Raw genomic sequence first — 11,891 nt, 5'->3', positions numbered from 1 at the left:
TGGGAAACTGTTTTAGCCTGAGCCCAGAAAATAAAGAGCGAAGGAGCTCAATACGAATTGAACACGGGCTGCGGCTTGTGTCAAAAAGATAAGTTTTCCTAGAACCTAAGGTTTCTGCGTCAAACTTCCTATTTTGACTTGATCCGCAGACGCCCTTAGTATCTTGATTTAGTCATGGAACTTCTATGAAGTTCGCTGACGTCCGTACTCACCTAAGGAAAGTTTTTAAAAAGACTTTATCCTCATTATGAAAGGCCCTTGGCCTTTTTTATTTGTCTAAATCGTCTGCGATCTTATTGATCTTACGCAAGCGGTGATTGACACCGCTTTTTGAAATAGGTTGTTGCAAACTATCCGCAATCTGCTGGATGGAATAATCTGGATGGTTCATCCGGATATAGGCAACTTCTTGCAAGTCACTTGGTAAACTACCTAGGCCGACCGTATCCACAATTTTACTAATATTATTAATGGTTTTCATGCTAGCTGTGACTGTGCGCTGGATATTGGCCATCTCAGCATTATTGGCCCGGTTGAGGTCATTGCGCGTCTCTCTCATGACCTTGATAGACTCAAATTCCTGCATGGCTTGCATGGCCTCTACCACAATTAGAAAATCAATAATATCTTCCGCTCGTTGCAGATAGGTCACCACTCCTTTTTTCCGCTCGATGGTTTTCGCATCTAGTAAAAATCCTTGCATGAGAAGGGCAATTCCTTCCGCGTGGTCTGTATAAACAGAATGAATTTCCAGCTGGTACTTCCCTTTTTCAGGATCCTTGATGGAACCACTCGACAGAAAAGCCCCTCGAAGATAAGCACGACTGGCTACTTCATCTTCTAAAACACTGGCATCAATGCCTGTCTCAATCCCAAAAAAGGCATCTGCCAAATGTAAGTCAGCAAGAATCTCTTCCACCTTTTCATCCAAGAATACTGTGTAGACACGATTTTTTTTCAAATTGGTTTTTTGGTGGTGGCGAATATCCGATTTGGCCTCATAGAAATGATGCAACAATTCATAGATATGGCGAGCGATCTTGGCATTTTCTGTTGTTACCGAGAGCGTCAAGCCCCCCATTGAAATCCCAAGACTTCCAGACATCTTGATAATGGCAGCCAATTCACTCTTTTCAAATCGCTTGAGAGACAATAATTCTTCTTTGACACGAACCGTAAAACTCATTTTCTCACCTGCACGATCTGCATCAACTCTTCGACTACTTTTTCACCATCATGAAAGGCTCCTCCATTGACCAACTTTAAGAAATCAGAAGAAATCACTTGGGGAACTTGCGAGTGCAACCCCTTAAAATCGTGCTCTACCTGCACCAAGTATTCATCAAATTTATTGCTGTTCATGTAAGCTGCCGGAACCTGATTGATATTGACAAGGACGGTATCGATGAACTTCTCTCCCAAATGTTTATGAAGAACGGCAACGTGGTCACTATCTGTGAAATGCTCGGTTTCTCCTCTTTGGGTCATGATATTACACACATAGGCTACTTGGGCCTTGGTTTCAAGGATGGCTTTCCCAATCTCATCGATCATCAAATTAGGAAGAATCGAGGTAAAGAGCGAACCAGGACCTAAGACGACCATATCACTTTCAAGAATAGCTTCCACCACTTTCTTACTAGCTTTTGGGCGCTCTTGATCAAAGGTATTGGTCACATAAACATGATCAATCATGCCGGTGTAGTTGGCAATGTGGCTTTCTCCTACCACTTCTTTTCCATCTTGAAAAACGGCATGAAGGGTCAAGGGACTATCACTGGAAGGATAGATCTTGCCGGTTGTATGAAAGAACTTGGTTAACAACTGCATGGCATTATAGGTCGAGCCTTGCATCTCTGAAATCCCTGCAATGATCAAGTTTCCCAAAGGGTGTCCGGCTAAAGGGCCATCATCGTCTGCAAAGCGGTATTGAAAGACTTTCTCATAAAAACGAGGCATATCTGACATGGCAACCAAGACATTTCGAAGATCCCCAGGTGGTGTCAATTTTTGGATGTTCTTCCGCAATTCACCTGAACTCCCGCCATCATCTGCAACGGTTACAATGGCAGTGATATCGACCGGTTTCTTTCTCAGACTATCGAGAATAACAGAAATCCCTGTTCCTCCTCCAATAACGGTTACTTTAGGTTTTCTCATGAGCGATTCACCGTTTCTTTCCGTCTGTCCTTGTCTCTATGACTGCAATTGACCTGCCAATTTTTTTCTAAATCATGCGCTAAGCGCTCTGCAAAGGCTACTGAACGGTGTTGCCCACCGGTACATCCCATAGCAATGGTGAGAACGGATTTACCCTCCCGTTTATAGGACGGTAAAATAGGAACAATCAAGTCATGAAGGTGACGATAAAACTCCTCTGATTCAGGGTGATCCATGACGTAATCATAGACAGCTGGATCCTGACCGGTTAAATTCCGAAGTTCCAATTTGTAGTAGGGATTTGGAAGAAAACGCACGTCAAAGACAAGGTCAGCATCGATCGGAAGGCCATATTTAAACCCAAATGACATGACCTCAACCCGAAAATCTGGCTGATTATCTTGACTGGCAAATTGTTCTGCGATCGTTTTTCTCAAATTACGAGGTGTCAACTCAGTCGTATCCACCACATTTTGACTGATATTTTTTAAAGGGGACAAGAGTTCGCGCTCTAGGGTAATCCCATCTAAGACACGGCCATCTGCCGCTAATGGATGGCTACGACGGGTTTCCTTGTATCGTGCTACCAACTCACTATCAGTGGCATCCAAGAACAAGACCTTGAAATCGAGGTCTTCTTGGTTGTCCAATTCATCCAAAATGGTGCGAATTTCATTGAAAAAAGAACGGCTCCGCATGTCCACAACAACGGCTAATTTATTGTTATCCGGGCTGTGGCGCATGAGCTCAATAAATTTCAGCAAGAGCGCCGGTGGCATATTATCGATGGTAAAGTAGCCCAAATCCTCAAACGATTGGATAGCGACGGTCTTGCCAGCACCGCTCATCCCTGTTACCATGACTAGTTGAATCTTACTTTCTGTCATTTTCTCCTCCCAAAATAAAACAGAGTGGCCTACAGTTTCCTGCTTTCCACTCTGTCTTTTTGTCTTTGAATGGTTATTAGGCCTTGATTTCCGCAATAACTTCAATTTCAACCTTCACATCACGTGGCAGGCGTGCTACTTCAACAGCAGATCGAGCTGGAAACTCTGTGGTAAAGACTGTTTTATAGACCTCATTAAAAGGTACAAAGTCATTCATATCACTTAAGAAACAAGTGGTTTTCACCACGTGGTCGAAGTCTGTCCCGGCCTCTTCCAAAATAGCCCCAATATTCTTTAAGACTTGCTCTGTTTGTTCTTGGATGGTTTCACCAATGATTTCTCCTGTTTCAGGTGACAAGGGAACTTGTCCGCTTGCAAAGAGAAGATTGCCTACGATTTTCCCTTGAACATAAGGTCCAATTGCTGCGGGTGCTTTATCTGTATGAATTGTTTTTGCCATAGTATTCTCCAAGTCTATTTACTTCTGCTGGTTTTCTTTTGCTAATTTTTCCCTTTGTAAGCGCAACTTGCGCTTAGGATTTAGCGTATTAAAGAGTTCTTCTAGTTTTTCAGCATTCCAAACATCGGCTGCTGAAACAAAATTTCCATTTTCATCTCGAAAAGAGATTGGTTTATCTCCCACTGAAAAAGCCTCACTTCTTATTTGGAATCCTTGATCCTCTGGGGATCACCCTTAATCTACAAACTCAAATTCAAATTTACCGATCCGGACAATATCGCCATCTTTTGCCCCACGCGCACGGAGAGCTTCATCAACACCCATGCCACGCAATTGACGAGCAAATTTCATGACCGCTTCATCACGATCGAAATTCGTCATATTAAAGAGTTTTTCAAGTTTTTCACCAGACAAGACCCAAGCGGCATCGTCATCCCGACTGATATCAAAGGCTGGCTGGTCTTCATCAAAGCCATAGTAGACTTCTTCTTGGGCCATTTCGTCTTCTGAATACAAGAGGAATTCTGGTGTTTTGTCTAACAATTCTGCCGTTGCTTCTAACAAGTTGTCCAAACCTTGATGCGCCAAACTAGAGATCGGGAAGATCTGTGGCAGTTCATCAAACTCATCGTAATTGGCTGCCAATTTCTTCTTGAACTCTTTCAAATTTTCTTGGCTCTCTGGCATATCCATCTTATTTGCTACGATAATCTGAGGACGTTCCATCAAACGAAGATTATAGGTTTCAAGCTCTTTATTGATTTGAACATAATCTTCATAAGGATCGCGCCCTTCACTGGCAGACATATCGATGACGTGCAAGATAACACGAGTGCGCTCAATGTGACGAAGGAACTGGGTTCCTAATCCGACACCTTGGCTGGCCCCTTCAATCAATCCAGGAAGATCTGCTACGGCAAAGGATTCCCCTGACGGTGTCCGAACCATTCCCAAATTTGGAACGATGGTTGTGAAATGATAAGCTCCAATCTTCGGCTTAGCTGAAGTGATGACACTAAGAAGGGTTGATTTCCCAACAGAAGGGAAGCCAACTAAACCAACGTCTGCCAAGACCTTGAGTTCTAATTCGAGTTCGCGTTCCTGACCAGGCTCTCCATTTTCAGAAATCTCTGGTGCTGGATTTTTAGGAGTGGCAAAACGAATATTTCCACGTCCGCCACGGCCACCGTGTGCGACAATGTACTCTTGTCCATTTTCAACTAGGTCTGTAATGACCTTGCCAGTCTCAGCATCTCGGACGGTCGTTCCTTGAGGGACTCGTACATAGAGATCTTCTGCTCCCCGTCCGTGCATCCCTTTGGTCATTCCTTTTTCCCCATTTTGGGCTTTGAAATGCCGGTTATAACGGAAGTCCATCAAGGTACGCAAGCCTTCGTCTACTACGAAGATGACATTGCCACCACGACCCCCATCACCACCCCAAGGTCCGCCATTAGGGACATATTTTTCACGGCGAAAGGCCACCATGCCATCGCCGCCATTTCCAGCCTTGACCTTAATCTTGGCTGTATCTAAAAACATACTCATAAATAGATGATTTCCTTTATTTCTGCGTGCGTCTTAATAAGAAAGAGCACCAATTGCTGTTGCAAAGATTGCACCAACGGTGACAATCAACATGATCACAATAACCACCATCGTGATCATTTCAAATGGTGTTTTTTTACGTTTTCCGTTATCTCCAAAAGCCACTTCTAATACCTCGATTACTATAAATTCATTAGCCCTATTTTACCACGAAATAGGGGATTTTTCAAATCGAGCCTACACAAAAAGACCAGACAGATGTCTGATCTCTTTTTCTCTTTAGGTGTGTCTTTCTCAGAGCGAAAGATAGGAACGCTCATGGGCAGGATCGGTAAGACTGGTCCCTGACTTTTGAACACACAAAGCTCACACCTAGACACATTCATTTTTAAAGTCCGATTTCTGCTTGAACAACTGCAGCAATGGTATCTACATAGTAGTCCACTTCTTCATGGGTAGGTGCTTCTGCCATCACACGAAGGAGGGGTTCAGTTCCACTTGGACGCACGAGGATGCGGCCATTTCCTGCCATTTCCGCTTCCATTTTTTCAATGATTTCACGGATAGCGGGTACTTCCATCGCCTTGTCTTTCATACTATTTTCAACCCGGATATTGACCAGTTTTTGTGGATAAATGGTTACTTCAGCAGCCAATTCAGATAATTTCTTGCCGGTTTCTTGCATGATTTTTGTCAATTGAACGCCTGTTAATTGACCATCACCTGTTGTGTTGTAATCCATGATGACTACGTGACCAGATTGTTCACCACCAAGATTGTATCCTGATTTGCGCATTTCTTCGACCACATAACGGTCTCCGACAGCTGTGATTTCTTTTTGAATCCCCTTCGCATCTAATGCCTTGTGGAAGCCGAGATTGGACATGACTGTTGTGACGATCGTATTTTTTTCGAGCAAGCCCTTGCTTGAAAGATAAGAACCGATGATGTACATGATCTTATCCCCGTCTACGATCTCTCCATTTTCATCAACAGCAATCAAGCGATCGCTGTCTCCGTCAAAGGCAAGACCAATCGCTGCACCTACTTCTTTGACTTTCTCTTGCAAATGCTCTGGGTGAGTAGAACCAACCCCATCATTGATGTTCAAACCATCTGGGTTTTCACCGATGACAGTCAATTGAGCTCCCAAATCTGCAAAGATTTGACGGGCACTAGTAGAGGCTGCACCATTTGCTGTATCTAAGACTACGTGCATGCCCTCGAGTTGGACACCTGTAGATACAAGGAATTCTTGATACTTACGCAAGCCTTCTGGATATTCCATGACCGTTCCTAAACCTTGGGCACTTGGACGTGGAAGGGTATCTTCAGCAGCATCAAGCAAGGCTTCAATTTCAAGTTCGCGATCGTCATCCAATTTGAAACCATCACCACCAAAGAATTTGATGCCATTGTCCAAGGCTGGATTGTGGCTAGCAGAAATCATAACCCCGGCGCTGGCTTTTTCCGTACGAACTAGATAAGCAACACCTGGTGTTGCAATCACACCCAACTTGTAGACGCGAATTCCAACAGATAAGAGGCCAGCAATTAAGGCATGCTCTAGCATTTCACCAGAAATACGTGTATCACGTCCAACAAATACCAATGGCGTTTCTTCTTCGTGTTGGCTCAAGACATAGCCACCGAAACGGCCTAGTTTAAAAGCCAATTCTGGCGTTAATTCTACATTTGCTTCTCCACGGACACCGTCCGTTCCAAAATATTTACCCATTCTTTATTACCTTTTTTACTTTCTAATTACTTGAACTGGAGGAAGTCGACGACGAACTGCTTGAACTTGACGTAGACGAGCTACTCTTTGTGGTCACTTGAATCCGTGTTTCACTCGGATTCACCAGACCTGGTAGAACATTTCCTTGAGCATCTACTGCATTTAAGGAAATAGTTCCGCTATAATTTCCACTAATGATCTCACTGGATGGGAAGACCGCTTGGACATGATCAATGCGACTCAAGGTTTCTTGATCGCTGGTCACTTCTACCTTGGTGGTTTCAAGAGTAATATCCGATACCGTTATTCCATCCACAATTTGATTGTCCGGGATCGTGGCCCTGACCACAAACGATTTTTTCGCTTTCTTCCCGATTTTTACAGAAACTTTTTGAGGCTCTACGGTTGCGGTCAAACCAGCCGGAAGATCTTCTACAATCAACGGTACTTCGACGGTGCCTTCCTTGGCCTTACGAAGATCCGCTACCACGCGAAACTTCCGAGTTCCCGGCTGCATTTCGCTTGCTAGAGCGACCCGGTTTGAACCCTTTAGAAAGACTGTTACTTCCGATGTTAACCCACTGACAAAGTATGTCTTGTCATTGTACTTGGCATCAATCGGAATATTGGTCAAGGTATTGGTGTAGGTCTCTGAACTCACTTGTCTAGCGCTGCTATTATTTTGAAAATTAAAGGAAGATGCATTGATAAACAAGATAAAGGACAATAAGACGGAAGAGAAAACATAAAGAAATTCTTTTTTCGATCTCATTTTGTCACCCTCCCAAATAGACGCTCTTTCCAACTAGTCGTTTTATTCTCTTCAGGAACCAAGAAGGCTCTCAATTCTACCTCGAACTCGTCTAAGGTTAAATCGTGTCGGAAAGTTCCATTATAGGTCACAGAGATCCCGCCCGTTTCTTCTGATACCACAAAGGTAAAAGCATCGGAAACTTCAGATAAACCAATGGCTGCGCGGTGACGCGTTCCGAACTCTTTTGAAATTCCAGTGTTTTCTGTCAAGGGCAGGTAGGCACAAGAAACAGCGATTTTATCATTGCGAACAATGACGGCTCCATCATGCAGGGGAGTATTAGGAATGAAGATATTAATCAGCAATTCTCCTGAAATATCTGCATCTAATGGAATCCCTGTGGAAATATATTCCTGAAGGGTTCTGGCTCCTTGAATGGCTACCAAGGCACCAATCTTACGTGGGCTCATATAAGCTACTGCCTTTACATAGGCCTGTACCATCTTCTCTTCTTGACTGACTTCACTCGTCGTAAAGAATTCTGTCGCCCGACCTAAACGCTCTAAACCAATCCGAATCTCAGGGGAGAAAATCACAACCAGGGCGATAACCCCATAGGTAATCACTTGATTGATCAGCCATGAAATAGTCGTGAGACCTAAGAAATTGGCTAAAAACTGCACCAAGAAAAAGATAATAACACCACGAACCAAAATCATGATCTTGGTCCCGACGATGGCCTTGATCAAAAAATACAACAACCAAGCCACCAGGGCAATATCAATGATATTGATAATAATACTCCACCAATTCGGGAACAAACTGGTCCAAAATTGTGGATTTGTAAACTGTTGAATATTCATATTCTCATACCTACCACTTCTCTAAAAGACATCATCCTATTATAACACGTTTCAACAGATTTTTCTGTAACCTTCTGATGCTTTTTATGATAAAATATGATTTATGAAGATAAATACAACCTTGGGCCTTCTGGCAGGAAAGCTTTCCGGCTCTATTCTACAAAAAATGGGGCGGGGATCAACCCTACCAGGTAAAGTAGCCCTCAAATTTGATAAAGATATTCTCAGTCAACTGGCCAAAAACTATGAGATTGTTGTGATTACAGGGACAAATGGGAAAACCCTGACCACTGCGCTGACCGTAGGTATTCTTCAAGAAGCTTTCGGACCGATTTTAACCAATCCAAGCGGGGCCAATATGATCTCTGGGATTACAACGACCTTCTTACGAGCTAAGCATTCGAAATCAAATCGACCGATTGCGGTACTTGAAATTGACGAGGCCAGCCTCTCTCGGATTTGTGATTATATTAAGCCCAGCCTTTTTGTGGTCACTAATATTTTCCGGGACCAGATGGACCGCTATGGAGAGATCTATACGACCTACCAAATGATTTTGGATGCTATTCACAAGGTCCCAACTGCAACAGTCTTGTTAAATGGTGATAGTCCGCTCTTTAATAGTCAGACCTTATCCAATCCGATCCAATATTATGGATTTGATACTGACAAATCAGAGCCACAACTAGCTCATTACAATACGGAAGGAATCCTCTGTCCGCATTGCCACAACATCCTCCAGTACAAGCTCAATACCTATGCTAATCTTGGGGATTATATCTGTGAGCACTGTGGTTTCCACAGGCCTTCTCTGACTTATGCCGTATCGGATCTCCTCTCATTAACCCAGCGCTCTTCCCAATTCCGGATCCAAGGGCAAGATTACCACATCAATATCGGTGGTCTCTACAACATCTATAATGCCTTAGCAGCTGTTTCCGTTGCTGGATTCTTTGGGGTTCAACCTGAAGTGATTAAGCAAGGATTTGATCGCAGTCGCGCTGTCTTTGGTCGCCAGGAAACCTTTAAGATTGGGGATAAGGAATGTACCCTAGTCCTGATTAAAAATCCGGTTGGTGCGACCCAAGCCATTGAAATGATCAAACTAGCCCCTTATCCCTTTAGCTTGTCAGTTCTCCTCAATGCGAATTATGCAGATGGGATTGATACCAGCTGGATTTGGGATGCCGACTTCGAGCAAATCACTCAGATGGACATTCCAGAGATCAACGCTGGCGGGGTGCGCCACTCTGAGATTGCTCGGCGACTTCGGGTCACTGGCTATCCTGCAGAAAAGATCACAGAAATGGCTGAATTAAAAGAGGTTTTCCAACGCATCCAGCAACAGGAAACCCCTCACGCTTACATTTTAGCTACCTATACAGCCATGCTAGAATTCCGTGAACTTTTGGCCCAAGAACACCTGATTGAAAAGGAGATGCACTAATGACTTATACTTCCCTAGAATCTTCTGATCAGGCACAGTATCCCTACAGCCTGCGTATTGCCCATCTCTATGGCAACTTAATGAATACCTATGGGGACAATGGGAATATCCTCATGCTCAAGTACGTTGCGGAAAAGCTTGGAGCCCATGTCACTGTTGATATCGTCTCTCTCAAAGACCGGTTCGACCCTGATGCCTACGATATCGCCTTTTTCGGCGGCGGGCAAGACTACGAACAGACCATTGTATCCGAGGATCTACCAGATAAAAAAGAAGACCTCGAACGCTTCATTGATGACGATGGTGTAGTCCTTGCTATCTGTGGTGGCTTTCAGCTTCTAGGCCAATACTACATTGAAGCTTCTGGCAAACGCATTGAGGGACTTGGCATTATGGGCCACTATACGCTCAACCAAGTCAACAACCGCTATATCGGTGATATCAAAATCCATAACGAAGAATTTAACGAAACCTATTATGGTTTTGAAAACCACCAAGGTCGGACCTTCTTGGCTGAGGATGAAAAACCGCTGGGTAAGGTCATCTATGGAAATGGGAACAACAAAGAAGATGGGTGCGAAGGGGTTCATTACAAGAACGTCTTTGGCAGCTACTTCCACGGTCCTATCTTGTCCCGAAATGCCAATTTGGCCTATCGACTAGTGAGCACTGCTTTAAAAAATAAATATGGCAAGGACCTTTCCCTACCGGCTTATGAGGAGATTCTAAGCCTAGAGCAGCCGGAAGAGTACGCTGATGTGAAAAGCAAGGCCCCTGCTGAACAATAAGGAGATAATGATGAACAAAAATAATCTACACTACATTGCTTTATTACTTTTAATTTTATTGATTGCTGGTATTTCCCTTGCAAACATGCAATCAGTCACTGTGAATTTCCTCTTGGTCCAATTTAAATTGCCCTTGATCATTCTGATCTTGCTCTGTGTCCTCTTGGGTGCATTTGTCATGACCTTGGTTAATTTTTCAAAGGGCTTCTCCCTAAAAAAAGAACTCAAGAGCACTCAAAAGCAACTGGAGGAAGAAAAGAAAGAAGTTAAAATAGAAGAAAAAAATAACAACTAAAAAAGCACCGATCGGTGCTTTTTTTATGCTGATGTACCTTCTTTTGCTTGTAATTTCTTGGCGACTACTTGTGCTAAGAGTGAAAAGAGGATGACGCCAGCTCCTATCAAGAGAAAAGATTCTACACGGACACTTGGCAACCAGGTCATCAAGCCTTTAGCCACAGGCATAAAGAGAATGGCCAAGGTAAAAATGGTGCTTAAGACCCGGCCCAGATAGTCTCCTTCTACCTTGGTTTGAACCTGGGTAAAAAAGTGGATGTTAAAAATTGTCATAAAGAGCTCACAGACTAGATTTCCAGAAAAGGAAAGAAGAGGCGGAAGGGGCAAGCCCATCATGAAGACTCCTACTCCTGTTAAAATCAATAAGAAAAGTAGCATTTCCATGCTTGATTTAAATTTATTAGCAATCAAGGCTCCGATGATAGAGCCAATAGCGCCCAAGGTTAAGATGGTCGCATATGCTCCTTTGACCCCGTAAAGGCGATTCGAAAAAGGAATCAAAAACTCAAAAGCTGCAAAAAAGAAATTGACGCTGGAAGCCACCAACAAGAGAAAGAAAATCTCTTTCTGATGCCAGATATAGTGCAATCCATCCTTCATATCCGAAAAAATATCTTTTCCCGTAAGCCGTTTCTTTTCCTGAACCTTGGCTTCTTCTTTCGGAAGGAAAGCGACCAGAACAAAGGCGATGAAAAAAGTTAGCGCATCTAGTAAGAGAGTCGCATGGAGACTGGCAAATTGTAAAACAAGGAAAGAGAACACAGGAGAACTAACACCGACCACTTGTAAGGTCAACTCCAAGCGGGCATTATAGGTCACAATCTCATCCTTTTCTACAACTTCTGTGATAATGGCTTTATTAGCCGTACGAGAGAAAGCAAAAGCAATGGCCTGGACAATATTGGCAACAATCAGGCCTGCAATCATCAAGCTATCATTTGTGATAAAA

Annotated in this window: 14 protein-coding genes; 3 read left to right on the top strand and 11 right to left on the bottom strand. The window is 43.5% G+C overall.

Going from position 1 to position 11,891, the window contains the following annotated elements; genetic code table 11:
- Positions 1-268: 268 nt before the first annotated feature.
- The 10 genes from whiA to cdaA all read right to left on the bottom strand — a co-directional run bounded on the left by whiA (position 269) and on the right by cdaA (position 8,410).
- Positions 269-1,186, bottom strand: coding sequence for a DNA-binding protein WhiA (whiA, locus tag HMPREF2685_RS04820; protein ID WP_003006525.1), 918 nt, complete (start codon positions 1,184-1,186; stop codon positions 269-271).
- On the bottom strand, positions 1,183-2,160 hold the full coding sequence (locus tag HMPREF2685_RS04815; RefSeq protein ID WP_003017791.1) for a YvcK family protein: 978 nt from the start codon (positions 2,158-2,160) through the stop codon (positions 1,183-1,185). The genes whiA and HMPREF2685_RS04815 overlap by 4 nt, the downstream gene beginning before the upstream one ends.
- Positions 2,157-3,047, bottom strand: a complete 891-nt coding sequence (gene rapZ / locus HMPREF2685_RS04810; RefSeq protein WP_070465642.1) for an RNase adapter RapZ — start codon at positions 3,045-3,047, stop codon at positions 2,157-2,159. Before rapZ ends, HMPREF2685_RS04815 begins: the two co-directional genes overlap by 4 nt.
- Before the next feature lie 76 nt (positions 3,048-3,123).
- Positions 3,124-3,507, bottom strand: coding sequence for a RidA family protein (locus HMPREF2685_RS04805; protein ID WP_003006514.1), 384 nt, complete (start codon positions 3,505-3,507; stop codon positions 3,124-3,126).
- 18 nt (positions 3,508-3,525) lie between these two features.
- Positions 3,526-3,690, bottom strand: coding sequence for a hypothetical protein (locus tag HMPREF2685_RS10505; RefSeq protein WP_003006512.1), 165 nt, complete (start codon positions 3,688-3,690; stop codon positions 3,526-3,528).
- A 51-nt stretch (positions 3,691-3,741) separates the two neighbouring features.
- Positions 3,742-5,055 (bottom strand): GTPase ObgE, encoded by a 1,314-nt coding sequence (obgE, locus tag HMPREF2685_RS04800; protein WP_023917726.1) that lies wholly within the window; start codon positions 5,053-5,055, stop codon positions 3,742-3,744.
- Positions 5,056-5,088: 33 nt separating this feature from the next.
- The gene (locus HMPREF2685_RS04795) at positions 5,089-5,220 is read right to left on the bottom strand and encodes a DUF4044 domain-containing protein (RefSeq protein WP_003011566.1); all 132 of its coding nucleotides are present in this window, start codon (positions 5,218-5,220) and stop codon (positions 5,089-5,091) included.
- 223 nt (positions 5,221-5,443) lie between these two features.
- Positions 5,444-6,793: a phosphoglucosamine mutase gene (gene glmM / locus HMPREF2685_RS04790; RefSeq protein WP_023917722.1), complete on the bottom strand. Its 1,350-nt coding sequence runs from the start codon at positions 6,791-6,793 to the stop codon at positions 5,444-5,446.
- 22 nt (positions 6,794-6,815) lie between these two features.
- The gene (locus HMPREF2685_RS04785) at positions 6,816-7,565 is read right to left on the bottom strand and encodes a CdaR family protein (protein WP_070465640.1); all 750 of its coding nucleotides are present in this window, start codon (positions 7,563-7,565) and stop codon (positions 6,816-6,818) included.
- Positions 7,562-8,410: a diadenylate cyclase CdaA gene (gene cdaA, locus HMPREF2685_RS04780; RefSeq protein WP_070465636.1), complete on the bottom strand. Its 849-nt coding sequence runs from the start codon at positions 8,408-8,410 to the stop codon at positions 7,562-7,564. Before cdaA ends, HMPREF2685_RS04785 begins: the two co-directional genes overlap by 4 nt.
- Positions 8,411-8,513: 103 nt before the next feature.
- Here cdaA and murT point away from each other — a divergent pair, with 103 nt between their 5' ends.
- The 3 genes from murT to HMPREF2685_RS04765 are packed head-to-tail and all read left to right on the top strand — an operon-like array spanning position 8,514 to position 10,940.
- Positions 8,514-9,857: a lipid II isoglutaminyl synthase subunit MurT gene (gene murT, locus HMPREF2685_RS04775; RefSeq protein WP_070465633.1), complete on the top strand. Its 1,344-nt coding sequence runs from the start codon at positions 8,514-8,516 to the stop codon at positions 9,855-9,857.
- Positions 9,857-10,645 (top strand): lipid II isoglutaminyl synthase subunit GatD, encoded by a 789-nt coding sequence (gene gatD, locus HMPREF2685_RS04770; RefSeq protein ID WP_049472163.1) that lies wholly within the window; start codon positions 9,857-9,859, stop codon positions 10,643-10,645. Before murT ends, gatD begins: the two co-directional genes overlap by 1 nt.
- 10 nt (positions 10,646-10,655) lie before the next feature.
- Positions 10,656-10,940 carry a lipopolysaccharide assembly protein LapA domain-containing protein gene (locus HMPREF2685_RS04765; protein ID WP_024056107.1) on the top strand — a complete coding sequence of 95 codons (285 nt, stop codon included), beginning with the start codon at positions 10,656-10,658 and terminating at the stop codon, positions 10,938-10,940.
- 23 nt (positions 10,941-10,963) lie between these two features.
- On the opposite strand, the gene HMPREF2685_RS04760 is transcribed toward HMPREF2685_RS04765, so the two are convergent.
- On the bottom strand, positions 10,964-11,891 hold a 928-nt coding region (locus HMPREF2685_RS04760; RefSeq protein WP_070465631.1), incomplete at its 5' end, for an MFS transporter.

The sequence above is a fragment of the Streptococcus sp. HMSC074F05 genome, assembly GCF_001808725.1.
GTDB classification, from domain to species: domain Bacteria; phylum Bacillota; class Bacilli; order Lactobacillales; family Streptococcaceae; genus Streptococcus; species Streptococcus parasanguinis_I.
The sequence above is the reverse complement of the archived record's forward strand: the minus strand, read 5'-3'. Positions and strand labels throughout refer to the sequence as shown.

Bases quoted from the DNA above. Each gene is read 5' to 3' on its own strand.
- whiA (WP_003006525.1), bottom strand. From the start codon at position 1,186: ATGAGTTTTACGGTTCGTGTCAAAGAAGAATTATTGTCTCTCAAGCGA.
- HMPREF2685_RS04815 (WP_003017791.1), bottom strand. From the start codon at position 2,160: ATGAGAAAACCTAAAGTAACCGTTATTGGAGGAGGAACAGGGATTTCT.
- rapZ (WP_070465642.1), bottom strand. From the start codon at position 3,047: ATGACAGAAAGTAAGATTCAACTAGTCATGGTAACAGGGATGAGCGGT.
- HMPREF2685_RS04805 (WP_003006514.1), bottom strand. From the start codon at position 3,507: ATGGCAAAAACAATTCATACAGATAAAGCACCCGCAGCAATTGGACCT.
- obgE (WP_023917726.1), bottom strand. From the start codon at position 5,055: ATGAGTATGTTTTTAGATACAGCCAAGATTAAGGTCAAGGCTGGAAAT.
- glmM (WP_023917722.1), bottom strand. From the start codon at position 6,793: ATGGGTAAATATTTTGGAACGGACGGTGTCCGTGGAGAAGCAAATGTA.
- HMPREF2685_RS04785 (WP_070465640.1), bottom strand. From the start codon at position 7,565: ATGAGATCGAAAAAAGAATTTCTTTATGTTTTCTCTTCCGTCTTATTG.
- cdaA (WP_070465636.1), bottom strand. From the start codon at position 8,410: ATGAATATTCAACAGTTTACAAATCCACAATTTTGGACCAGTTTGTTC.
- murT (WP_070465633.1), top strand. From the start codon at position 8,514: ATGAAGATAAATACAACCTTGGGCCTTCTGGCAGGAAAGCTTTCCGGC.
- gatD (WP_049472163.1), top strand. From the start codon at position 9,857: ATGACTTATACTTCCCTAGAATCTTCTGATCAGGCACAGTATCCCTAC.
- HMPREF2685_RS04765 (WP_024056107.1), top strand. From the start codon at position 10,656: ATGAACAAAAATAATCTACACTACATTGCTTTATTACTTTTAATTTTA.